General features: G+C 68.7%; 21 protein-coding genes. 10 read left to right on the top strand and 11 right to left on the bottom strand.

Annotated elements, in window-relative coordinates; translation table 11 throughout:
• The first annotated feature begins 2 nt into the window (after window positions 1–2).
• The 3 genes from pgaB to pgaD are packed head-to-tail and all read left to right on the top strand — an operon-like array spanning window position 3 to window position 3,825.
• The gene (pgaB, locus tag ACUDP5_RS10060) at window positions 3–2,042 is read left to right on the top strand and encodes a poly-beta-1,6-N-acetyl-D-glucosamine N-deacetylase PgaB (protein WP_263914815.1); all 2,040 of its coding nucleotides are present in this window, start codon (window positions 3–5) and stop codon (window positions 2,040–2,042) included.
• Complete coding sequence (gene pgaC, locus ACUDP5_RS10055) at window positions 2,039–3,376, top strand: poly-beta-1,6-N-acetyl-D-glucosamine synthase (protein WP_263914814.1); 1,338 nt, start codon at window positions 2,039–2,041, stop codon at window positions 3,374–3,376. Before pgaB ends, pgaC begins: the two co-directional genes overlap by 4 nt.
• Complete coding sequence (gene pgaD / locus ACUDP5_RS10050) at window positions 3,373–3,825, top strand: poly-beta-1,6-N-acetyl-D-glucosamine biosynthesis protein PgaD (protein WP_445658655.1); 453 nt, start codon at window positions 3,373–3,375, stop codon at window positions 3,823–3,825. Before pgaC ends, pgaD begins: the two co-directional genes overlap by 4 nt.
• A gap of 73 nt (window positions 3,826–3,898) precedes the next feature.
• On the opposite strand, the gene ACUDP5_RS10045 is transcribed toward pgaD, so the two are convergent.
• Window positions 3,899–5,149: an MFS transporter gene (locus ACUDP5_RS10045; protein WP_445658654.1), complete on the bottom strand. Its 1,251-nt coding sequence runs from the start codon at window positions 5,147–5,149 to the stop codon at window positions 3,899–3,901.
• Window positions 5,150–5,351: 202 nt separating this feature from the next.
• Here ACUDP5_RS10045 and ACUDP5_RS10040 point away from each other — a divergent pair, with 202 nt between their 5' ends.
• Both ACUDP5_RS10040 and ACUDP5_RS10035 read left to right on the top strand, forming a co-directional pair.
• Entirely contained in the window at window positions 5,352–6,155 is an 804-nt protein-coding gene (locus ACUDP5_RS10040) for an AraC family transcriptional regulator (protein ID WP_445658653.1), read from the top strand.
• 216 nt (window positions 6,156–6,371) lie between these two features.
• Window positions 6,372–9,044, top strand: a complete 2,673-nt coding sequence (locus tag ACUDP5_RS10035) for a PBP1A family penicillin-binding protein (protein ID WP_263914810.1) — start codon at window positions 6,372–6,374, stop codon at window positions 9,042–9,044.
• A 105-nt stretch (window positions 9,045–9,149) separates the two neighbouring features.
• Here ACUDP5_RS10035 and ACUDP5_RS10030 read toward each other — a convergent pair whose 3' ends face one another.
• Window positions 9,150–9,866, bottom strand: coding sequence for a metallophosphoesterase (locus ACUDP5_RS10030; RefSeq protein ID WP_263914809.1), 717 nt, complete (start codon window positions 9,864–9,866; stop codon window positions 9,150–9,152).
• A gap of 188 nt (window positions 9,867–10,054) precedes the next feature.
• Between ACUDP5_RS10030 and ACUDP5_RS10025 the strand changes: the two genes are divergently transcribed.
• Both ACUDP5_RS10025 and ACUDP5_RS10020 read left to right on the top strand, forming a co-directional pair.
• Window positions 10,055–11,230, top strand: a complete 1,176-nt coding sequence (locus tag ACUDP5_RS10025; protein WP_263914808.1) for a PepSY-associated TM helix domain-containing protein — start codon at window positions 10,055–10,057, stop codon at window positions 11,228–11,230.
• Window positions 11,227–11,421, top strand: coding sequence for a hypothetical protein (locus tag ACUDP5_RS10020; RefSeq protein ID WP_263914807.1), 195 nt, complete (start codon window positions 11,227–11,229; stop codon window positions 11,419–11,421). The genes ACUDP5_RS10025 and ACUDP5_RS10020 overlap by 4 nt, the downstream gene beginning before the upstream one ends.
• A 109-nt stretch (window positions 11,422–11,530) precedes the next feature.
• On the opposite strand, the gene ACUDP5_RS10015 is transcribed toward ACUDP5_RS10020, so the two are convergent.
• Entirely contained in the window at window positions 11,531–12,358 is an 828-nt protein-coding gene (locus ACUDP5_RS10015) for an aldo/keto reductase (protein ID WP_263914806.1), read from the bottom strand.
• A gap of 170 nt (window positions 12,359–12,528) precedes the next feature.
• Here ACUDP5_RS10015 and ACUDP5_RS10010 point away from each other — a divergent pair, with 170 nt between their 5' ends.
• Window positions 12,529–14,334, top strand: coding sequence for an ABC transporter ATP-binding protein/permease (locus ACUDP5_RS10010; protein WP_263914805.1), 1,806 nt, complete (start codon window positions 12,529–12,531; stop codon window positions 14,332–14,334).
• Between the two features lie 51 nt (window positions 14,335–14,385).
• Entirely contained in the window at window positions 14,386–14,775 is a 390-nt protein-coding gene (locus ACUDP5_RS10005; protein ID WP_175219896.1) for a Rieske (2Fe-2S) protein, read from the top strand.
• 73 nt (window positions 14,776–14,848) lie between these two features.
• On the opposite strand, the gene ACUDP5_RS10000 is transcribed toward ACUDP5_RS10005, so the two are convergent.
• Entirely contained in the window at window positions 14,849–15,835 is a 987-nt protein-coding gene (locus tag ACUDP5_RS10000) for a bile acid:sodium symporter (protein WP_263914804.1), read from the bottom strand.
• Window positions 15,836–15,940: 105 nt separating this feature from the next.
• Between ACUDP5_RS10000 and ACUDP5_RS09995 the strand changes: the two genes are divergently transcribed.
• Window positions 15,941–16,783: a LysR substrate-binding domain-containing protein gene (locus ACUDP5_RS09995; protein ID WP_263914803.1), complete on the top strand. Its 843-nt coding sequence runs from the start codon at window positions 15,941–15,943 to the stop codon at window positions 16,781–16,783.
• A 70-nt stretch (window positions 16,784–16,853) separates the two neighbouring features.
• Here ACUDP5_RS09995 and ACUDP5_RS09990 read toward each other — a convergent pair whose 3' ends face one another.
• The 7 genes from ACUDP5_RS09990 to ACUDP5_RS09960 form a co-directional block, all read right to left on the bottom strand.
• Window positions 16,854–17,387 carry an OsmC family protein gene (locus ACUDP5_RS09990; RefSeq protein ID WP_263914802.1) on the bottom strand — a complete coding sequence of 178 codons (534 nt, stop codon included), beginning with the start codon at window positions 17,385–17,387 and terminating at the stop codon, window positions 16,854–16,856.
• 57 nt (window positions 17,388–17,444) lie between these two features.
• The gene (locus ACUDP5_RS09985; RefSeq protein WP_445658652.1) at window positions 17,445–18,890 is read right to left on the bottom strand and encodes a c-type cytochrome; all 1,446 of its coding nucleotides are present in this window, start codon (window positions 18,888–18,890) and stop codon (window positions 17,445–17,447) included.
• A complete protein-coding gene (locus ACUDP5_RS09980) occupies window positions 18,887–19,699 on the bottom strand; it encodes an ABC transporter ATP-binding protein (protein WP_263914800.1) in 813 nt (270 codons plus the stop codon). The genes ACUDP5_RS09985 and ACUDP5_RS09980 overlap by 4 nt, the downstream gene beginning before the upstream one ends.
• On the bottom strand, window positions 19,693–20,712 hold the full coding sequence (locus ACUDP5_RS09975) for an ABC transporter permease (protein ID WP_445658651.1): 1,020 nt from the start codon (window positions 20,710–20,712) through the stop codon (window positions 19,693–19,695). The genes ACUDP5_RS09980 and ACUDP5_RS09975 overlap by 7 nt, the downstream gene beginning before the upstream one ends.
• The gene (locus ACUDP5_RS09970; protein WP_263914798.1) at window positions 20,699–21,730 is read right to left on the bottom strand and encodes an ABC transporter substrate-binding protein; all 1,032 of its coding nucleotides are present in this window, start codon (window positions 21,728–21,730) and stop codon (window positions 20,699–20,701) included. Before ACUDP5_RS09970 ends, ACUDP5_RS09975 begins: the two co-directional genes overlap by 14 nt.
• A 166-nt stretch (window positions 21,731–21,896) precedes the next feature.
• A complete protein-coding gene (locus ACUDP5_RS09965) occupies window positions 21,897–22,211 on the bottom strand; it encodes a hypothetical protein (protein WP_263914797.1) in 315 nt (104 codons plus the stop codon).
• Between the two features lie 147 nt (window positions 22,212–22,358).
• Window positions 22,359–23,237 carry an N-formylglutamate amidohydrolase gene (locus tag ACUDP5_RS09960; protein WP_445658650.1) on the bottom strand — a complete coding sequence of 293 codons (879 nt, stop codon included), beginning with the start codon at window positions 23,235–23,237 and terminating at the stop codon, window positions 22,359–22,361.
• Window positions 23,238–23,251: the final 14 nt, after the last annotated feature.

Genomic DNA, 23,251 nt, shown 5'->3' with positions numbered 1-23,251 from the left:
ACATGCTGCTCAAGCTACCCACCCGCATTTTCCTGGCAGCCTTGCTGCTGGGGCTCATCCTGGTGCTGACCGCCTGCGCCAAGGACATTCCCGTCTACACGCCGCCGTCCGCGCGCCCCGTGGCCGCCGCGGAACAACCGTGGCAGCCCGGCCACTTCCTGGCGCTGGCCTATCACGACGTCGAAGACGAAGACCCCGACCAGGGCTTTCTCAGCGTGCGCACCGACCGGTTGGTCGACCAACTGGCCTGGCTGCGCGAGAACGGCTACCAGGCCGTCTCCGTCGACCAGATCCTGGCCGCGCGGCAAGGCGGTGCGCCGCTGCCCGAGCGCGCCGTGCTGCTGTCGTTCGACGACGGTTACCGCAGCTTCTACACCCGCGTCCTGCCGATCCTGAAGGCCTACCGCTGGCCCGCCCTGCTGGCGCCCGTGGGCACGTGGATGGACACGCCCGCCGACAAGCCCGTGGACTTCGGCGGCAGCCCCGAGCCGCGCGGCCGCTTCCTGAACTGGAAAGAGATCCGCGAAATCTCGCAATCAGGCCTGGTCGAAATCGCCGCGCATACCAATGCCTCGCACTACGGCGCGCTGGCCAACCCGCAAGGCAATACCGAACCCGCCGCCGCCATCCGTGCCTTTGACGCCGCCACGCGCCAGTACGAAACCGAGGCGCAGTTCAACGCCCGCATGGGCGCCGACGTGGCCGCCATCAGCCGCAAGATCGAGCGTGTCACCGGCAAGGCCCCGCGCGTCTGGGTCTGGCCCTACGGCGCCGAAGGCGGCAGCACGCTGCGCATCACCGCCGAGCACGGCTACCAGCTGGCGCTGACCCTGGAAGACGGCCCCGGCCGGCTCGACCGCCTGATGTCCACGCCCCGCATGCTGCTGGCCAGCGACCCGGCGCTCAAGCCCTTCGCCAACAGCATCGTGGGCATGGAAGCCACGCCCTTCATGCGCGTGGCCCATGTGGACCTGGACTACGTCTACGACCCCGACCCGGCCCAGACCGACCGCAACCTGGGCGAACTGGTGCAGCGCATCCTGGACATGCAGATCAACACCGTGTTCCTGCAGGCCTATTCGGACCCCACCGGCGACGGCCTGGTGCGTTCGGTGTACTTCCCCAACCGCTGGCTGCCGGTGCGCGCCGACCTGTTCAACCGCGCCGCCTGGCAGTTGCACAATCGCGCCAACGTGATGGTCTACGCCTGGATGCCGGTGCTGGCCTACGACCTGGACCCGGCCATCGCGCGGGTCACGCGCTGGCACCCGGACTCGCCGCAGGCCGCGCCCCAACCCGACCCCGACCAGTACCGCCGCCTGTCGCCGTTCGACGCCACTGCGCGGGCCCGCATCGGCGACCTGTACGAAGACCTGGCGCGCCACGCCATCTTCGACGGCATCCTGTTCCACGACGACGCGGTGCTGTCCGACTTCGAAGACGCCAGCCCCGGCGCGTTGGCCGCCTACCGTGCCGCCGGCTTGCCGGGCGACATCGCGCAACTGCGCGCCGACCCCGCCACGATGCAGCGCTGGACCCGCGTGAAGAGCCGCGCGTTGATCGACTTCACCGCCGAGCTGACCGCCAAGGTGCGCGCCGTGCGCGGCCCGCAGATCAAGACCGCGCGCAATATCTTCGCCATGCCGATCCTGGATCCGCAATCCGAGACCTGGTTCGCGCAGAACCTGGACGATTTCCTGGGCGCCTACGACTGGACCGCGCCCATGGCCATGCCGCTGATGGAAAACGTGCCCCAAGGCCAGGAAAACGCCTGGCTCGACCAGCTGGTCGACCAGGTGGCCAAACGCCCCGGCGGCCTGGACCGCACCGTCTTCGAACTGCAGGCGCGCGACTGGCGCACCGGCCCCGGCCGGCCCGAGGCCACGCCGGTCGACACCGCGGTGCTGGCCGGCTGGATGCAGCGCCTGCAACTGCGCGGCGCCCGCAGCTTCGGCTACTACCCCGACGACTTCTCGCAAGACCAGCCCCGGCTGCAAGGCATCCGGCCCGCCATCTCTGAAGCGTGGTACCCCATCCGATGATCGACCGACTGATCGCCCTGATTATTCTGCTGGCGGTGCTTGGCGCGCCGTTCGGCTTCACCATGATGCTGACCGGCCAGGCGCTGCTGGGCTTCGTCTTCTTCTATCCGCTGTTCATGTCCGGCATGTGGATGGCCGGCGGCCTGTACTTCTGGTGGCACTGGGAACGCCGCTGGGACTGGGGCCCTGGCCGCCCGCCGCCCGTGCTGGCCGGCAACCCGCTGATCTCCATCCTGGTGCCCTGCTACAACGAGGCCGACAACGGCGAAGAGACCCTGCTGGCCGCGCTGGGCCAGCACTACCCCAACCTCGAAGTCATCGCCATCAACGACGGCTCCAGCGATGGCACCGGCGCCCTGCTCGACCGCCTGGCCGCGCAGCATCCGCGCCTGCGGGTCGTGCACCTGGCGCAGAACCAGGGCAAGGCCATGGCGCTGCGCATGGGCGCCCTGGCCGCGCGCAGCGAATACCTGGTGTGCATCGACGGCGACGCGGTGCTGGACCCGGATGCGGCCGCCTACCTGGTGGCGCCGCTGATCGACAACCCGCGGGTGGGCGCCGTCACCGGCAACCCGCGCATCCGCACCCGCTCGACCCTGATCGGCCGCATCCAGGTGGGCGAGTTCTCGTCCATCATCGGGCTGATCAAGCGCACCCAGCGCGTCTATGGCCAGGTCTTCACGGTATCCGGCGTGGTCGCGGCCTTTCGCCGCGCCGCGCTTGACCGAGTGGGCTACTGGAGCCTGGACATGATCACCGAAGACATCGACATCAGCTGGAAGCTGCAACGCGACCACTGGTCGATCTTCTACGAGCCGCGCGGCCTGTGCTGGATCCTCATGCCGGAAACGCTGCGCGGGCTGTGGAAGCAGCGCCTGCGCTGGGCCCAGGGCGGCGCCGAGGTGTTCCTGAAAAACCTGCGGTCGATCTGGACCTGGCGCCACCGCCGCCTGTGGCCGCTGATGCTGGAATTCTGCCTGTCCACCGCCTGGGCCTTCGCGTTCGGCATCTCGGTGCTGCTGTGGCTGGTCAGCCAGGTCGTGACCCTGCCGCACAACATGCACATCGCCAGCCTGATGCCGCCCGCCTTCACCGGCATGATGCTGGCCGTGGTCTGCCTGCTGCAGTTCGCCATCAGCATCCTCATCGACCGCCGCTACGAGCCCGGCCTGTGGCGCGCGCTGTACTGGGTCATCTGGTATCCGCTGGCCTACTGGATGGTCAGCCTGTTCACGACCCTGGTCAGTTTCCCCAAAGTCATGCTGCGCAAGCAGGCCCGGCGCGCCCGCTGGACCAGCCCCGACCGCGGCATCAAATCTCCGGACGCCTCATGATCATCACCACGCAACGCTCGCGCGCGGGCTACCTGTTCGATCTGCTGCTGACCGCGGTGGGCTGGCTCGCCTTCGTCTATCTGTTCGGCTCGGGCATCGCGGCCATCCTGCGCGGCGCCGCCGGCGGCCCGCAGCTGCCGCTATGGCCGACCTTCCTGCCCACGCTGCACACGCTGGGCAGCTACGCCCTGCTGGCGCTGGCCAACGCCGCCGTGCTGGTGGCCTGGGCGGTCTACAACCACCTGCGCTTTCGCGGCAAGGACCGCCGCCAGCCCATCGATGCGTTGGGCGACCATCAACTGGCCTTGAGCTTCGCGGTGACGCCGCAGCAGCTTGCGCAACTGCGCGGCGCCCGCGTCGCCGTCATCCACCACAGCGGCGACGGCGAAATCCAGGACATCGAAACGGCCCGGCCGCGGTTGGCGGCGGTGGCGGGCGGCGCGGCCTGAGCGGGGCTCGCGGTCGGCGCCGCCTCGCCCAAGCCCGTCGCGTGGCGCCGGCCCCGCCCCGCCGTCGCAGCGATCAGGCCCGCTTGCGCGCCACGTTGGGCAGCAGCACCGCCACCACGCCCAACAGCGGCAGGTACGCACACACCTGGTACACATAGCCGATGCTGGTCGCGTCGGCCAGCTTGCCCAGCGCCGCGGCGCCCAGGCCGCCCATGCCGAACGCGAATCCGAAGAACAGGCCGGCAATCATGCCGACCTTGCCCGGCACCAGTTCCTGCGCATACACCACGATGGCCGAGAACGCCGACGCCAGCACCATGCCGATGATCACCACCAGCACGCCGGTCCAGAACAGGTTGGCGTAAGGCAGCATCAGCGTGAACGGCGCCACGCCCAGGATCGACACCCAGATCACGATCTTGCGGCCGATGCGGTCGCCCACCGGCCCGCCCACCACCGTGCCAACCGCCACCGCGGCCAGGAACAGGAACAGGTACAGCTGCGCCTCGCGCACCGACAGGGCGAACTTGTCGATCAGGTAGAACGTGAAATAGCTGTTCAGGCTGGCCAGGTAGAAGTACTTGGAGAACACCAGCAGCCCCAGCACGCCCAGCGCGCCCAGCACCTGGTTGCGCGTCAAGCCGTTGTCCGTGCCTTCGCGCTTGGCACGCGGTTTGCCGCGCGCGCGGTTGGCGCTGTACCAGCGGCCGATGCCGGTCAGCACCACGATGCCGAACAGCGCGGCCAGCGAAAACCAGGCCACGCTGCCCTGGCCATGCGGAATGATGAACAGCGCCGCCAGCAGCGGCCCCAGGGCCGAGCCGACGTTGCCGCCCACCTGGAAGAGCGATTGCGCCAGGCCGTGGCGCCCGCCCGAGGCCATGCGCGCCACCCGCGACGACTCGGGATGGAACACCGACGAACCCGTGCCCACCAGCACGGCCGCCACCAGCAGCCAGCCGAACGAGGGCGCCACCGACAGCAGCAACAAGCCCACCAGCGTGAAGCCCATGCCCACCGGCAGCGAATACGGCTTGGGATGGCGGTCGGTGTAGAAACCGATGAAGGGCTGCAGCAGCGACGCCGCCAATTGGTACACCAGCGTGATCAGCCCGATCTGCGCAAACGACAGGCTGAACGAGTCCTTCAGCATCGGGTAGATGGCCAACAGGATCGACTGGATCATGTCGTTCATCAGGTGGGCCACGCTGATCGCGCCCAGCACCTTGAAGGCGGTGGACGGATCGGACACGGCTGGGGTCGGCGTGACCGCCGGGGCGGACAAGTCCGGCAGGTCGGCGGCGGGATTCTGGGCGGAATTCATGGCGGTGGCGGGATCAGAAAAAAGGGGCCATGCGCCGGCAATACGCCGGGCGCCATGGGCTGCCGAGGCGACCAGCCGCCTCGCACTGGCCTAGTGTAGGAACGTCGCCACGGCCTTGCCTGCCAATTTTCGTCGAGAAAGTGACAAAATAGCGCCATCCCTACCTATATTCCGGCCTCATCCCGTTTCCGGAAGTGACACCATGCCGACCCGGCCCAGCCGCCCCGACCCCGCCCGCAGCGTCAACGCGCAGGACTACCAGGACCGCCCGCGCAGCGTCACCGCCATGGCCAAGGAATTTGCGGCCGGCGCCCGCACCGGCGCCCACTCGCACCCGCGCGCCCAGCTCATCTACGCGGTCCAGGGCGTCATGCGCGTCACCACCCCCAGCGGCTTCTGGGCCCTGCCGCCCCTGCGCGCGCTGTGGGTGCCGGCGGGCGTGCCGCATGGGGTCGACATGATCGGCGCGGTCTCGATGCGCTCGCTCTACATCCAGCCCGACGCCGCCCACACCTATTGGCCGCAGTGCCAGGTCATCGAGGTCAGCGGCCTCTTGCGCGAACTGATCCTGGCCCTGACCGCCGAGCCCATCGACTACCCGCTGGGCGGCCGGGCCGAGCAGGTCGCCGCGCTGATCCTGTCCGAACTGGCCGCCGCCCGCGTCGTACCCATCCAGATCCCCTGGCCGCGCGACCGGCGCCTGCAGACCATCTGCGAGGCCATCCTGGACCAGCCCGGCCTGCAACGCGGCATCGAAGACTGGGGCAGCGAAGTCGGCGCCAGCGCGCGCACCCTGATCCGCTTGTTCCAGGCTGAATTAGGACTGAATTACCGCCAGTGGGTGCAGCAGGTGCGCTTGGCCGACGCCGTCTGCCGGTTATCGTTAGGGGTGCCCGTGGCACGTATCGCGGCCGATCTCGGCTACCGCAGCCCCAGTGCGTTCAGCGCCATGTTCCACCGCGCGCTGGGCGCGCCGCCGCAGCGCTACCTGCAAAACACCGCATGACATCTGCAACCGGCCTTGCCGTTTGTCACGGCGCGCAATACATTTCACGGCGCGCTTGTGCAGCGCCGCAGCGTGAAACCCACGCAGCGCGTATGCTCAACCCCGTCCCTATATCCTTTACCCGTCGTGCGGACCATCCCGCCGGGCAAGTTTGGTTACTGAAACCTTCCGGTGCGGTCGCCGGTCTATGAAGGTTCTGCCCTAGAATCGCCAGCAATGAGCACCCCCCAGCAATCCTCCGCCACCCCGGGCGGCAAATCGGGCTTCCCCTGGAAACGACTCCTCATCAAGGCGGGCGTCGCCGTCGCCGGCCTCGGTGTCTGCGGGGCGGTGCTCGTCGGCCTGGCGCTGGCCCTGGCCTGGCCCAGCCTGCCCGACCTGCACGCCATGACCGACTACCGGCCGCGGGTGCCGCTGCGCATCTACACGGCCGACAAGGTCCTCATCGGCGAATACGGCGAAGAACACCGCAACGTGCTGCGCTTCGATGAAATTCCGCCGGTCATGCGCCAGGCGGTGCTGGCCGCCGAAGACGACCGCTTCTACCAGCACGGCGGGGTCGACTGGATGGGCATGGTGCGCGCCGTGCTCGTCAACCTGGTCAAGCAATCCAAGACCCAGGGCGGCAGCACCATCACCATGCAGGTGGCGCGCAACTTCTACCTGTCGTCCGAAAAAACGTATTCGCGCAAGTTCTACGAACTGCTGCTGACCTACAAGATCGAATCCGAGCTCACCAAGGACCAGATCCTCGAGCTCTACATGAACCAGATCTACCTGGGGCACCGCGCCTACGGCTTTGCTGCCGCCTCGCGCACCTACCTGGGCAAGCCGCTGGCCGAAGTCACCCCCGCCGAAGCCGCGATGCTGGCCGGCATTCCCAAGGCGCCGTCGCGCTTTAACCCCATCACCAATTTCCCGCGCGCCGAAATCCGCCAGCACTACGTGCTGGGCCGCATGAAGACGCTGGGCTACCTCACGCCCGAGCAGGCCGACGAAGCCCTCAAGCAGCACATCACCATTCGCGGCGCCGACGGCTCCAGCACGCGCGGCTTCGCCATCCACGGCGACTACCCCGCCGAACTGGCGCGCCAGCTGATGTACGGCGTCTTCCAGGAACAGACCTACTCCAAGGGCATCGACGTCTACACCACCATCGATTCCAAGTCCCAGGAAGCCGCCTACCGCGCCGTGCGCGACGGCGTGCTGGACTACACCCGCCGCGCCGTCTACCCCGGCCCCGAAGACCAGATCGAGCTGCCCGACGGCGTCGAGAAAGACCCGGCGGCGCTGGACGACATCCTGGACGGCGTGCAGGAAAAAACGCCCGACAGCGAAGACCTGCTCGCCGCCGTGGTGCTGGCCGCCAGCCCCCAGGAAGTCACCGTGGCGCGCAGCGCGCGCGACATCATCACCATTTCCGACAAGAAGGCGCTGGCCGTGGTGGCGCGCGCCCTGAACCCCAAGGCCAGCGACAGCCAGCGCATCAGCCGCGGCTCGGTGGTCTACATCCACAAAAACGGCGACAGCTGGGAAATCATCAACATGCCCGCGCTGCAGGCCGCGCTGGTGTCGATGGCCCCGCAAGACGGCGCCATCCGCGCCATGATCGGCGGCTTCGACTACAACCGCGGCACCTTCAACCGCGTCACGCAGGCCTGGCGCCAGCCCGGTTCCAACATCAAGCCCTTCGTCTACGCCGCCGCGCTCGAACGCGGCCTGACGCCGGCCACCCAGATTTCGGACCAGCCCTTCATGCTGACCGCCGCCCAGACCGGCTCGAAAGACTGGCAGCCCAAGAACGACGGCAACCGCTACGAGCCCATGCTGACGCTGCGCCAGGGCCTGTACAAGTCCAAGAACATGGTCACCATCCGCATCCTGCAGGCCATCTCGCCGCAGTACGCGCAGGACTACCTGACCCGCTTCGGCTTCGACAAGGCCCGCTGGCCGGCCGTGCTGCCGCTGGGCCTGGGCGCCGGCGGCGCCACGCCGCTGCAGGTGGTCAACGGCTACAGCGTCTTCGCCAACGGTGGCTACCGCGTCACGCCCTACCTGGTGGACCGCGTCACCGACCGCTCGGGCAACGTGCTGATGCAGGCCCAGCCCGTGGTGGCCGGCGACGCCGCCGCGCGCGCCATCGACCCGCGCACCGCCTGGGTCATGGACGACATCCTGCGCGGCGTCACCACCAGCGGCACCGCTGCGCGCGCGCACCAGGTGCTCAAGCGCAACGACGTCGGCGGCAAGACCGGCACCACCAACGAGGCCGTCGACGTCTGGTTCTCGGGCTTCACGCCCACCCTGGCCACCACGGTCTGGATGGGCTTTGACCAGCCCAAGTCGCTGGGCACCAACGAATTCGGCAGCGGCCTGGCCCTGACCACCTGGCTCGACTACATGCAGCCGGTGCTCAAGGGCGTGCCCGAAGCCAAGCCCGCCCCCCGGCCCGACGGCCTCCTGGTCGACAACGGCGAATACTATTTCTCGGAATTCCCGCCGGGCCAGGCCGTGGCCTCGCTGGACCTGTCCAGCGGCGATGCCCTGACCGACTTCCTGAACAACAACCGCTCGACCGACGGCGTGGACAACTCGGTCAAGCCGCTGCCGGTGCCGGGCGCCGCCGCGCCGCCGACGCAGGCGCCGCAGGGGCAGCCGTTGCAAGCCCAGCCGTTGCAGGTCCCGAATACCGGCGCCCCGCAGCAAGCGCCCGTAGCCCAGCCCATTCCGGTGCCGGCGGCCGGCGGCGGCGTCCTCAACAACGGCGGCAGCAACAGCGGCAATGCACCCATTCCGCCGATCCCGGTGCCGCGCGTGGACGCAGGCGCCGATGGCGTGCGCACCAGCGCGGTCAATGGCCGCGGCCCGCTGGCCGCCCGCCCGCTGTAAGCCGCTTTTTTCCCGCCATCGTCATCCGTCGGCGCGCCATCGCGCGCCGACTCACGCCAGCGGCATTCCGTGCCCGCGGCGCCCAGGCGGCGCCGCTCCCCGACGTCAATCCTCGGTTTCCGCCAGTTCGGTCACCACCGCGCGCGGCCAGGCCGCCAGCGATTCCAGGTCCAGGAAGGTGAAGTAGCCGCCGCGCCAGCCCTCGGTATCGATGTGGTACACGTTGCCCAGCGCCAGCGGCTCGGCCACCGGGGTATGCCCCGCCACCACCGCGCGCACGCCCAGGATGCCGGTGCGATCCATTTGCCGCAGCCGCTCGCGCGACCACTGGCAGGCGGCGCTGGTGCGCTTGTAGCGGTCTTGCAGGGCCGCTTCCAGCCGCGGCCAGAACAGCACCGGGCAATCCGCGTGCAGCAGCCCCACGGGGCCCGACGAGGTTTCCACTTCGATCGCAATCGGCAGTTGGTCGAAGGCCTCGGCAAAGACCTGCTGGCGTTCGGGCGGCAGGTCCAGGAACCAGCCGCCACCGTAGCTGCGCCAGTTGTCCACGTCGACCTGTTTCGTGCGGATGTGCCGCACCGCGTAGTCTTCGTGGTTGCCCTGCACCGCGTAGAACCAGGGCTGCGCCAGCCAGGCCAGCACGGTTTCGCATTCCGGGCCGCGGTCGACCAGGTCGCCTACGGAAAACAGGCGGTCGCGGGCGGGGTCGAACCCCAGTTGGTCCAGGCCCTGCTGCAGGCGGGTAAAACAGCCGTGCACGTCGCCCACCGCGAAGTCACGGCCCACCGCGTTGCGCGGCACTTTCAGAAAACGTTGCTGCATGATGATCCAGCTTGCCCGATCGGGCCCAAGCCTCTTTTTTAACCCGCTTTGAATACGTCCCTTATTAATGACCCCATTCGCTTCGTCGTGCAAATTCCGTTACGAGAATAGCTATTATTCGTGATAATGTTCCGACTTTCACCCACCCTACCTTGAACGGGGCCGCGCATGCCGCCCCCGCCGTCGCCATGACTGCCGCCTCCACCATCAAGACCTGGTACCTGGTTCATAAATGGACCAGCCTGGTCTGCACGATCTTCCTGCTCATCATCTGTCTTACCGGGTTGCCGCTGGTGTTCCACCACGAGATCGAGCACTGGCTCGACGACGCCAAGCCCCTGTCCGACGTGCCCGCCTCGACCCCGCCCGCCAACCTGGACAAGCTGGTGGAAAACGCCAAGGCCATGTACCCGGGCGAAGTCGTCGACTACCTCTTCTTCGACCCCGACGAGCCCCAGGTCTACGTCGGCATGGCCAAGAAGCCCGGCGACGGCCAGGTGTCCGGCCACGCGGTGCGCATGGACGGCCGCACAGGCGACGTCCTGCTCGACGGCCCGCTCTACACCGAAGACAAATTCTCGTTCATGGGCATCATGCTGGCCCTGCACGTCGACCTGTTCGCCGGCCTGCCCGGCGAACTGTTCCTGGGCTTCATGGGCCTGTTGTTCTGCGTCGCCATCGTCTCCGGCGTGGTGCTGTACGGCCCGTTCATGAAAAAGCTGGAATTCGGCACCGTGCGCGCCGGCCGCTCCACCCGCCTGAAGTGGCTGGACCTGCACAACCTGCTGGGCATCGTCACGCTGGTGTGGGCCTTCGTGGTGGGCGTCACCGGCGTCATCAACGAGCTGTCCACGCCGCTGTTCCGCCTGTGGCAAGGCACCGAACTCGTGCGCATCCTGGAACCCTACAAGGGCCAGAGCGTGCCCGCCCAGCTGGCCTCGGCCCAGGGCGCGGCCGACACGGCGCGCAAGGCCCTGCCGGGCAACGAAGTGTCGTTCATCGCCTTCCCCGGCAACGCCTTCGGCAGCCCGCACCACTACATCACCTGGATGCGCGGCGCGACCCCGCTGACGTCCAAGATGAACACGCCCGTCCTGGTCGATGGGCGCACCGGCGAGCTCACCACCGTCGCCAAGATGCCCTGGTACCTGACCGCCCTGGAGCTGTCGCGGCCGCTGCACTTCGGCGACTATGCCGGCCTGCCGCTCAAGATCATCTGGGCCGTGCTGGACCTGATCACCATCGTGGTGCTGGTCAGCGGCCTGTACCTGTGGCTGGCGCGGCGCCGCGCCACCGAGGCCCGCATCGCCGAACTGGTGCGCAAGCACCAGGCCGCCGCCACGCCCCAACGGAGCCCCGCATGAGCAAGAACAGCCGCGGCAACATGTTCGTCTGGGGCGTGCCGATCATCCTGGGCGTGCTCAGCGTCTTCGGCCTGCTGGCCGCCCTGCTGGGCACCGGCGGCTGGCACTGGGCATCCTGGACGGCGCTGACCGTCCTCATCATCGTCATCGTGCGCTACTGGTTCTTCCCGCCCAAGCAGCCAGCACAGTAGCGCCATGATGTGGCCAGCCCGTGGCGCCGGCCCATCCACCCGGCGCCGACATGCCCGGTCACGGCCCCGCTGCCGCCCCAGGCCCGGACGCCGCGGCGCCCCCACCGCCTTACTTGCCGAACTTCTCCGGATCCGGTCCCAGGCGGCCCGCTTCCTTGATCGCGTCGATGGCGTCCATCTCGGCGCGCGACAGTTCGAAATCGAACACGTCGATGTTCTCGCGGATGCGCGCCGGCGTCACCGACTTCGGAATCACGATCAGGCCGTGCTGCAGGTGCCAGCGCAGCGTCACTTGCGCCGGCGACTTGCCGTGCTTCTTGGCCAGTTCCAGGATCGTCTTCTCTTTGGTGATGCCGCCCTGCGCCAGCGGACTCCAGGACTCGGTCGCGATGCCGTGCTTGTCGTGGAACGCGCGCAGTTCACGTTGCGCAAACCCCGGGTGCAGTTCGATCTGGTTGACCGACGGCGTCACGCCGGTGGCCTCGATAATGCGTTCGAGATGGGCCTGCGTGAAATTGGACACCCCGATCGAACGCGCGCGGCCGTCTTCCTTCATTTCGATCATGGCGCGCCAGGCGTCCACGAACTTGTCGCTGCCGGCCACCGGCCAGTGGATCAAATACAGGTCCACGTAGGCCAGGCCCAGCTTTTCCAGGCTCTCGTCCAGCGCCTTGTGCGCCGCGTCGAAATCGTGCTTGTCGTTCCAGAGCTTGGTCGTGACGAACAGGTCCTTGCGCGCCACGCCCGCGGCGCGCAGCCCGGCGCCCACGCCGGATTCGTTGCCGTAGATCGCGGCCGTGTCCACCGAACGGTAGCCGGCCGCCAGGGCTTCCTTGACGCTGGCGGCGGCCTGGTCATCGGGCACCTGCCAGACCCCCAGGCCCAATTGCGGAATCTTGCTGCCGTCGTTCAGTTTTACTGCGGGTACCTTCACCATGAGTCCCTCCGAAGTAGGCGAAATGCGGATGCAAAACCCCTGGGATCCGGCGGAAAGTGGTCCTTCCGGCCCAGGGGTTTTCCACTAAATAATAGCGCCCGTGCCGGATAATGGCCGTCATGCCCGGCCTGCGCCCCGCGCCGGCCCTCACCCTCAGCCCCTGCCGATCCATGCCCGCACCTGACTCCCGGCCGCCCGGCCGCGGCGGTTTTTCCACCCTTCGCACCCTGTTTCCCTACCTCTGGCCGCCGGGCCAGACGGGGCTCAAGCTGCGGGTGGTGGCCGCCCTGCTCTGCCTGTTCGCCGCCAAGGCGGCTACCGTCTACGTGCCCATCCTGTACAAGCACGCCATCGACGAACTGGGCCAGGGCGCCCCGGGCGCCGTCACGGTGCCGCTGGGACTGATCCTGGCCTACGGCGCCGCCCGGGTTCTGTCCCTGTTGTTTTCCGAGCTGCGCGACGCCATCTTCGCCCGCGTCGGCCAGCACGCCATCCGCTCGGTCGGCCTGCAGATCTTTCGCCATCTGCATGGCCTGGCGCTGCGCTTTCACCTGACCCGCCAGACGGGCGGCCTGACCCGCGCCATCGAACGCGGCACCAAGGGCATCCAGACCCTGCTGTCGTTCCTGCTGTTCAACATCCTGCCCACCTTCTTCGAGATCGGGCTGGTCTGTATCGTGCTGTGGAAGATGTTCGATGCCTGGCTGGCGCTGGCCACCGGCGCCACCGTCATCCTCTACATGGGTTACACGCTGGCCGTCACCGAGTGGCGCTCGAAGTTCCGGCGCCAGATGAACGAAACCGATTCCGAAGCCAACACCAAGGCCATCGAAAGCCTGCTGAACTACGAGACGGTCAAGTACTTCGGCAACGAAGAGCACGAAGCCCGCCGCTACGACGCCTCGCTGACCCGCTACGAACGCGCCGCCGTACGCAGCCAGGTCAGCCTGTCGGTGCTGAACATCGGCCAGGCCGTGATCATTTCCGCCGGCCTGACCCTGGTCATGTGGATGGCCGCCCGCGGCATTGCCCAGGGCCGCTACACGCTGGGCGACTTCGTGCTGGTCAATACCTACCTGCTGCAGCTGTACACGCCGCTCAGCTTCTTCGGCTTCATCTACCGCGAAATCAAGCAGGCCCTGATCGACATGGAACGCATGTTCGAACTGCTGGGCCAGGACCGCGAGGTGGCCGACCGCCCCGACGCGCAACCGCTGCGCGTGGCCGGCGGCGAGGTCGAATTCCGCGACGTGCGCTTCGGCTACGACGAGCGGCGCCAGATCCTCAAGGGCGTCAGCTTCACCATCCCGGCCGGCAAGACCGTCGCCGTGGTGGGCACCTCGGGCGCGGGCAAATCCACCATCGCGCGCTTGCTGTTCCGCTTCTACGACGCCGACAGCGGCGCCATCCTGGTCGACGGCCAGGACGTGCGCACGGTCACCCAGGCCAGCCTGCGCGCCGCCATCGGCGTGGTGCCGCAAGACACCGTGCTGTTCAACGACACCATCCGCTACAACATCGGCTACGGCCGCCCGGGCGCCTCCGACGCCGAGATCGAAGCCGCCGCGCGCCTGGCCCACATCCACGACCTGGTCATGGCCATGCCCGATGGCTACCAGACCCTGGTGGGCGAACGCGGCCTGAAGCTGTCCGGCGGCGAAAAGCAGCGCGTGGCCATTGCCCGCACGCTGCTCAAGAACCCCGCCATCTTCCTGTTCGACGAAGCCACCAGCGCGCTGGACACCCACACCGAACGTGAAATCCAGGCCAACCTGCGCGAAGTCAGCCAGGGCCGCAGCACGCTCATCATTGCCCACCGCCTGTCCACCGTGGCCGATGCCGACGAAATCATCGTGCTCGAAGACGGCCGCATCGCCGAACGTGGCCGCCATGCGCGGCTGCTGGCACAGAATGGCCTGTACGCCGCCATGTGGGCCCGCCAGCAGGAAAGCGCGGCCGCGGCGCCCGCGGATTGACAAGCCCGCCCCCCTATCCGAATATCGCACCCTTTGATTCCAAGGCCCGCCATGCAGGATTCCTCCAGCGCTCCCGAAATCCGCGTCTGCGCCGCCTCCGACCTGGTCAACGGCGGCCTGGGCGTCAAGGTGCCCGTCACCGACAGCGCCGGCCAGACCACCGCGTTCTTCGTGCGCTACCAGGATCGCGTGCACGGTTACCTGAACCGCTGCGCCCACGTGGGCGTCGAACTCGACTGGGAAGGCAGCTTCTTCACCCGCGCCGGCGACCTGATCATGTGCGCGCGCCACGGCGCCACCTATGAGCCCGACACGGGCTTGTGCGTGGGCGGCCCCTGCCGCAATGGCCGCCTGACGGTGCTGGCGGTGCAGGAACGCGAGGGCGCCGTCTATTGGCAGCCCAGTGGCAAGATCCGGCCACTGGACGCCGCCGAAGGCTGACCGCCACCGCCTTGGCCGCCCGCCCCGCGCGGCAATCGGCCGCGCCGATTGCCGGCGCGGCGGCACGCCAGGCTCAGGCCTGCGCGGGCGCGGCAACCTGACCCGGCTCGCTGCGGTCCGCATAACGGCGCGCCAGCACCGCGCAGACCATCAGCTGCATCTGGTGAAAGATCATCAGCGGCAGCACCACGATGCCCATCTGCGACGTGCCGAACAGCACGGTGGCCAGCGGAATGCCCGAGGCCAGCGACTTCTTCGAGCCGCAGAACACCAGCGTGATCTCGTTTTCCTTGGACAGGCCCAGCTTGCGGCTGCCCCATGTGGTGATCAGCAGCACCGCGCCCAGCAGCAGCGCGTTCACCAGCACCATGGTCGCCAGGTCGATGGCGGGAAACGCGTGCCAGATGCCCTGCGCCACCGCCTCGCTGAACGCCGTGTACACCGCCAGCAGGATCGAGCTGCGGTCCACCTTGGACAGCACGCGGCTGTTGCGCTGCGCCCAGGCGCCGATCCATGGCCGCAGCAGGCTGCCCACCGCAAACGGCAGCAACAATTGCAGCAGGATGCGGCCGGCGTCGGCCAGGCCATGCCCGCCGCCCTGGCGGTGCAGCAGCACCGCCACCAGCAGCGGCGTCAGCACCGTGCCCAGCAGGTTCGAGGCCGTGGCCGCGCAGATGGCGCCGGGCACGTTGCCCCGCGCCATCGAGGTGAACGCGATCGACGACTGCACCGTGGACGACAGCGTGCACACGAAGATCACGCCCAGCCACAGCGATGGCGTCAGCAAGCCCGGGAACAGCGCCCGCAGCCCCAGGCCCAGCGCGGGAAACAGGATGAAGGTACAGCCCAGGATCAGGGCATGCAGCCGCACGTCCTTCACCCCCGCCACGATCGCATCGGTGGACAGGCGCGCCCCGTGCAGGAAGAACAGCAGCGAAATGGCCACGTTGCTGGCCACCATCATGAACGACGCCCCCTTGCCCACCGCGGGAAAGAAGCTGGCGAATGCCACGGTGGCGATCAGGATGAGCGTGAACTGGTCGGGCAAGAAGCGGCGCATGGCGGGTTTTCCGGGAAATTTTCGCCACTATAGGCGCGCCGCTTGCTATCGTGAAGGCCACTGGTTACTTTAACTGTCATCGGAATATCCTATGACCGGTCCTCCATGCTCAACCCGCTCTGGCTAAAGACCTTCGCCGCGGCCGCGGCCTCACCCAGCTTCAGCGAAGCCGCGCGCCGGCTGGGCCTGACCCAGCCCACCGTCAGTGAACACATCCGCCAGCTCGAACAGGCGCTGAACCGCCGCCTGTTCCTGCGCGATACCCACTCGCTGTCCCTGACCAGCGACGGCCGCAGCCTGCTGGTGCACGCCGAAATCATCCTGGATGCCCACGAGCGCGCCGAACGTCTGTTCGACGCCCCGCGGCTGCGTGGCCGCGTGCGCCTGGGCACGTCCGACGACCTGGCCATGGGGCCGCTGCCCGACGTGCTGGCCGCCTTCCGCCAGGCGCATCCCGAAGTGGAACTGGACATCACCATCGGCGTCACCAGCGACCTCTACCGGCTGCTGGACGACAACGGACTGGATGTCATGATCGGCAAGCGTCGCCGCGGCGACCGCCGTGGCCAGACCCTGCACAAGGAAGCGCTGCTGTGGCGCGCCAAGGAAGGCCTGCGCATCGCGCCGGACGCGCCGCTGCCGCTGATCCTGCTGCGCGAGCCCAGCGTCACCCGCACGCTGGCGCTGGATGCGCTGGCGCGGGCCGGGCGCAACTGGCAGATCGTCTGCACCAGCACCAGCTACGCGGGTTGCCAGGCGGCTGCCCGCGCCGGCCTGGGCATCACCGTGCAGCCCTCGCACCTGTCCACCGCCGGCCTGGCCGCGCCGGCCGGCGTGCATGCGCTGCCGGCCCTGCCCCAGGTGGAGTTCATCGTCATCTCGGCGCCCGCACCCAACAAGCCCACCCGCGCGTTGACCGAGATCCTGATGCGCAGTTCGCTGACCTGACGCCGCAGCATCAGGCAGGCCCGGCCCGCCCACGCCACCGGGCGCCGGCGCGGGCAGTCCCGGCAATGTCCTACTGCGCCGACGGCCGCGTATGCCGCACGCTGCCCTCCAGCGGCTGCGGCTGCTTGAGCAGATTCAGGATCGGGCACCACTGCTCCACCGCCTCGTGCACGGCACGCACCGCGCTGTCATCGGCCGGCGACACAATGTGCGCCGTATAGCGGATGTTGTGCGGAAAGAACGGCACCTTTTCATAGCCCGGCTTGCCGCCGCGCGGATCCAGGTCGCCCTCGATCTCGACTTCCAGCGACTCCAGCGGCAACTCCAGCTCGGCCGCCTTGATCAGGAAGATGTGCGTCAGGCAACTGCCCAGCGACCCCAGCAGCAGCTCGGGCGAACTCGGCCCCAGGTCGTAGCCGGCGAAATCCGCCGGGCTGTCGCTGACCACCTGGTGATCGCGGATGCGGATGCGGCGCACGCCGCTGCGGCCTTCGGCGCTGACGTGTGCGCGCAGCTTCACCGGCGTCACCGTCTGCGGATCGCGCGCGTTGCGCACCAGCACGGCCTGCCGCTTCTGGCCCAGGTATTCGTTCAAGGTACTCATCTTCCTGCCTCGCGTAAGTAAGAGTGGAATGGATAAAGCGGATGTGCCCGCGCGGCGCTACTGCCTGCGCCGCGTATCCGGAATGCCGATGGGGGCACGGTCCATCGCCTGCAACAGCGCGCCCAGTCCCTGGGCGGAAGCGCTTTCCATGCGGCCGCCGGGGCCGCAGACGTTGTCCGCGCTGGTCCAGGCAGGCGCCGCGCCGGGCAGCCGGCGCGCGCGCAGCCAGCCGCGGCGGTCTACCATGAACTGCGCGCCGGCCAGTGCGTCGGGCGGCACGCCCGCCGCCAGCGCGTAGGCGTTCCAGGCATCCTCGCCTGGCGCCACGCAATCGGCGCCCGCAGGATCGCCGCCGCCCCAGGTGAGCGCCACCGTCAGCAGACGCGGATCCAGCGGCGCTTGCAGCGCATTCGGCGCGGACGCCCCTGCGGCCGCGCCCACCCACAATGGCAGGCCGCGCAGCCCCGCCAGCGTCGTCGCGCGCCCGTCGCGGCAAGTCACCGCCACGCCCGGCGCGGGAATCGCCGGCATGCCCGTGCCGCCGCTGCCGCCGTAGGCCCGCAGCCGCAGATAGTCCAGCACTTGCCAAATCTCGTCCGGGCCCAATGCCGCGCCAAAGCCCGGCATGGCCGACACGCCGCCCCGTTCGTCACCGCCGTGCGTCACCCGCCAATGCAGTTCGCCTTCCAGGCGGTTGTCGAACAACGGCGGCCCCAGCACGCTGGGCCAGGCGGACAGCCCCGCCGCCAGCGGTCCGCGGCCATCGGCCTGCTCGCCATGGCAGCCCGCACAGTGCGCCTGATACAGCCGGCCGCCCTGCAGCACATTGCGATCCGTGAACGGCAGCGGCGACCGCTGGTACGAGGTGCGCGTCGCCTCCGTCATCAGCAGTTGCGGCGCCGGCCAGTTGGCAGAGGCCAGCAGGCCGGCCGCGGCCGTCAGCCACACCCACCGGCCGCGCCGCGCGAACAAGGCCGCCACCAGCAGCGCCAGCGCCAGCCCCGTCAGCCCGACCGCCAACCACAGCCGACGCCAGGTCTGCGTGCCGACCGGCAGATCCGGGTCGTAGCGCCAGGCAAAGGGCCAATGCGCAATGGCAAGCGCCTCTTCGGGCTGCCAGGCAATCGCCACGGCGATCACGCCGGCTAGCAGCGCCAGCGCCCCCAGCAGCATGGCCGCGGCGTGACGCCATTGCGCCTGCGCCGCGCGCCCCGCGGCACGGCTGTGCAACCACGCGGCCGCCAGCGCGGTCAGCAGCAACACCGCCACGGCCGCCAGCACCAGATGTCCCAGGCGCGACCCCAATAGTCCCGGCGTGCCCTGCGCCCGCTGCCAGCCCAAGGCCAGCACGGCAAGCGCCGCCCCCAGCGCCAAGGCCGCCTGCCCCGGCAATGGCACGCCGACGGTGATCGCCGCGCCGGCGCGCCGGCGCGCCGCGGCCAGGCCCGCCAGCAGGCCCGCCGGCGCTGCCAGGGCCGCCAGCGCCACCCCTGCGTTGCTCACCACGTCGCATCCAACCCCAACAGCGCCAGCGCCTGGCGACGCAATTCGGCCAGCCGCGGATCGCCGCGATGGCGCGGGTACGGCAGGTCATTGACGATCTCGTCCTTGATCCGCGCCGGCCGCTCGCTCAGCACAATGATGCGTGACGCCATGAACAGCGCCTCTTCCACGTCGTGCGTCACCAGCAAGGCCGTCACGCCGGTGCGCTGCCACAGCTCCACCAGCTCGGACTGCATCGCGATCCGCGTCAGCGAATCCAGCTTGCCCAGCGGCTCATCCAGGATCAGGATGCGCGGATCGTTCACCAACGCACGCGCCAGGGCCGCGCGCTGCGCCATGCCGCCCGACAGCTGGTGCGGATAGGCCTGGCTGAACGCCGCCAGCCCCACCCGCTGCAACGCGTCGTCCACGCGCTCGCGCCGGGTCTTGAGCAGCCCGCGCGCCTGCAAGCCCAGCGCCACGTTGTGCCACACCGTGCGCCAGGGATACAGCGTGGGGTCCTGGAACACCACGATGCGCGACGGCGACGGGCCCTCGATGGGTTCGCCATCGGCCAGCAGGTCCCCTTCGGCCGGCGGCTCCAGCCCTGCCACCAGCCGCAACAGCGTCGACTTGCCGCAGCCGCTGGGGCCCAGCAAGGCCACGAACTCGCCGGGTTGCACGTCCAGGTCGATCCCGTCCAGCACCGGCAGCGCCGCGCCATCCAGGTCGAATCGATGATTCACGCCGCGCACCGCCAGGGCCGCGCCGCGCGCCGCGGCCGCCTGCGAACCGGCCGCAGCCTTCGACACTTGCGTCGCCGCTACCATTTCACGACTCCCTTCTGCCAGGCCAGCAAGCGGTCACGCCCCAGGAACAGCAAGGTGATCAGGCCCGAGAACACCAGCGCCATCACGATCAGCGCGCCGTACATGTTGGCGTACGAAGCCCAGCCCTGCGCCCACGACAGATACCAGCCCAGGCCGGATTTCACGCCCATCATCTCGGCCGCCACCAGCACCGAGAACGATGCGCCCAGCCCCATGAACAGGCCCACGAACACCTGCGGCAGCGCCGCCGGAATCGCCACCCGCAGCACCAGGAACCATTCGCTGGCCCCCATGGTGCGCGCCACGTCGTAGTACGCACGGTTCACCCCGGCCACGCCGGACCACGTCAGCACCGTGACGGGAAACCAGGTGGCCAGCGCAATCAGGAACACCGCCGCGGACCAGCTCGACGGAAAGAAGAAGAACGCCATTGGCAGCAACGCCGTCGACGGCACCGGCCCCAGAAAGCGAAGCACCGGATGCACCCAGTAGCCCAGCCCGCGCGACCAGCCGATCGCCACGCCCGTCAGGAAGCCCGCCGCCGCCCCCAGCACAAAGCCATTGGCCAGCAGCCACAGCGAATTGACCAGGCTGTCGGCCAGCCGCCTGTAGTCGCTGACATACACCTCGATCAGCGACTGCGGTGGTGCGAAGAACGGGCTGGGCAGCAACGCCAGCTTGGCCGTGGCCACTTCCCACACGCCCACCGCCACGGCCAGGGCCAGCAGCCAGGGCCCCGCGCGGTGCAGCGCGCGCACCGGCCGCCAATGGGCCCCGCCCGCCACCGCCACCAGCAGCAACGCGGCCGCCAGCGCCAACGCGGCCACGCCGAATTCCTGCGTGTAGCCCCACGACGTGAAACCCACTTCCACATTGGGCCAGCGCAGCGTCACCCCGCCCACCGCGGCCCACAGGGCCGCGGCGACCACGCCGGTCTTCCACAGACGCCAGGGTTGGGCGGCCGCCGGCGCGCCGCGCAGCGCCCCCGCCGCCAGCGCGTCAGCCGAGGACATTGGGCACCACCGCTTGCGCGTACTTGTTGATGTCCAGGTTCGCGCTCAGCACCTTGATCGTCTTCAGGTCCTTGGCGTAGCCCACGATTTCCTCGCGCAGCGCAGCGCCCGTCGACGCATGGCCGTGGCTGTGCGTGCGCAAGATCGCCGCCACGCGCTCGGCCGGCACCTTGCCCGGCACGTACGGCGCGAAGATGCGCGCCGTCTCGTCCGGATTGGACGCGGTCCAGCGCTGCGCGTCGATGACCGCGCGCGTGATCGCCGCGGCCGACTCCGGGTCCTTGCGCACCAGATCGCCACGCAGGCCCAACACGCAGCAGGTGCGGTTCTCGTAGTCGCCTTCGATGTTGGTGGCAATCTCGCGCAGCTTGTTGTCTTCGCGCAGCGTGTAGATCAGCGGATCGTCGCCCGCGATCGCATCCACCTCGCCCTTGCGCAGCACCTCGCCGAACAGGTCCTGCGGATACTGGCGCCAGTCCACCGATTCCGGATCGATGCCCAGCTGCGCCACGCGGATCGCAAAGAAGTTCTTCACCGGGCTGGCCTGGTCCGACACCGCAATGCGGCGGCCCTTCAGGTCCTGCACGCTCTTGATCGGCGAGTCCGCCGCAGTCAGCAGGCGCATGCAGCCGCCATGCGTGCCCACCGCCAGCTTCACGTCAAAGCCCTGCTCCAGCGGCTTGAGCCAGCGCAGCGCCATGCCGATGCCGCCGTCGGCGTGGCCGGTGGCGATGGCTTCCAGCAATTGGTCGGTCGAGCCGCTGAAATTGATGCGTTCGACCTTCAGGTTGTACTTGTCGAAAAAACCGCGCTCCAGCGCCACCGATACGGGCGACTGGCACACCGCGGTCTGGCTCCATGCGATCTTGTAGGTGCGCGGCGCGGTGTTCGCCGCCAGCACGCGCGACCCCAACATGCCCAGCGGCGCGGCCAGGCCCGCAAGGCTGGCCGCACGCAACAGCGTGCGCCGCGATACTCCGCGCGCCGCGTGGGCGCCCGATTGGACGTTCGTATTCATCAACCTTCCTTTTGAGCAGACTGTGAATGGCGATGCTTGCCATGCGGCATCATCGGCCCGCGCTCAGGCGTTAGACAAATACAAAGTGGGGATAACAATATGGGCGGGCCCTCCCGCAGAGGACCCGCCCAGGGTCTCGTCCAGTCCGGCAAAGGATCCGGCGGACTCAGTCCGGCAAATGGTCCGGCACGCCCTCGGCGTCCACAGCCTTCACACGGTCCAGCGCGTTGCGCGCGGCCGACATCGCTTCGACGGTGCTGCGAAAACGGCGCGTCACGAAAATCTCGAACGCCAGGCTTTCCGGTTCGTCCGCTTCGGCGGGTTCCGCCTCGACCTGCGGCTCGGAGGGCGCATCCTTCGTGGCTTTCGCCGGCTTGGCCGGCAAGCGCCGCGTCTCCAGGAAGGCGCGCGCGGGCACGCGGCCTTCGGGCTGCGTGGCATACGCCACGACGGAAAAACCGTTGATGATCTTCTCGGCCATACAGGTTCCCTATAGGCCGCGCCCAGTGGCGGCGCAGCACGTTGTTAGCGACAACGGCCCGCCACGGCGAAACTTAAGCCGATGCGCAGCGGCCCCGGTTGATCTGCATCAACCGGGGCCGCCCCGCCACGCAATATGCACGCGCGTCTATTTTGTCGACGATATGGCCGTCATGCGCGAACGCACGTAATGCGCCACCCGTTCGAGCACCTGCGACAGGTCCGCGCGCAGGCTGTCAAAGCCCGCATTGCGCTCGCGCGTCACCTCGTCCATGTACAGCGGACGGCGGATCTCGACCTGCAGGCTATGGCGGTTCAGCGCCGGCTGGCCGATCTGCGCGATCAATTGCACGCCCTTGTACGGATCGTTGCGCGCCACCGTATAGCCGCGGTCGCGCAATTCGGTCTCGATCAGCGCAATGAACTCCGGTTCACAGGTGGTGCCGTCGCGATCGCCCAGCACGAAGTCGGCCAGCGGATGCTCGCTCTGGCGCCCCAGGCGCTCGTAGGCGTCGTTCGGCATCGAATGCAGGTTCAGGTGCCAGACCGCGCCGAAATCGCGCTGCGCGGTGTCAATCGCCCGCGCCAGCGCCGCGTGATAAGGCTCGTAGTACGCCTGGATGCGATGCCGCACTTCGGCCAGCGTCAGCTTGCGGTCGTAGATCGGCGTGGCCTTGTCCATGCGACGCCAGATCAGCCCCTTGCCCAGCCGCGTCTTTTCGCCGGGGTCCAGCGGCTCGGGCCAGGGTTCGGCCAGCAGTTCCGGGTCCAGGTCGCGCAGCGTGCGGTTGGGGTCGATGTAGACCCGCGGAAAATGCGCCGCGATCAACATGGCGCCCAGCGCGGGGGCCGCCGACCACAGGGCGTCCACGTGCGTGTCTTCGCCCTGGCGCAGTTGCGCCAGGCTGGCGGCGGCATTGAAGTCGGCGGGATATTGCTCGCCGCTATGCGGCGAATCGCAGACCAGCGGCAAGGCCGGCGCGGTCGGCGCGTGCACGGAAACGGCTTGGAAATCGGCGTGTGTCATCGTCGGGGGTCGGG

It is taken from the genome of Achromobacter sp. NCFB-sbj8-Ac1-l, assembly GCF_052695805.1.
Note: the sequence above shows the minus strand (reverse complement) of the source record. Positions and strands in the feature narration are given on the sequence as shown.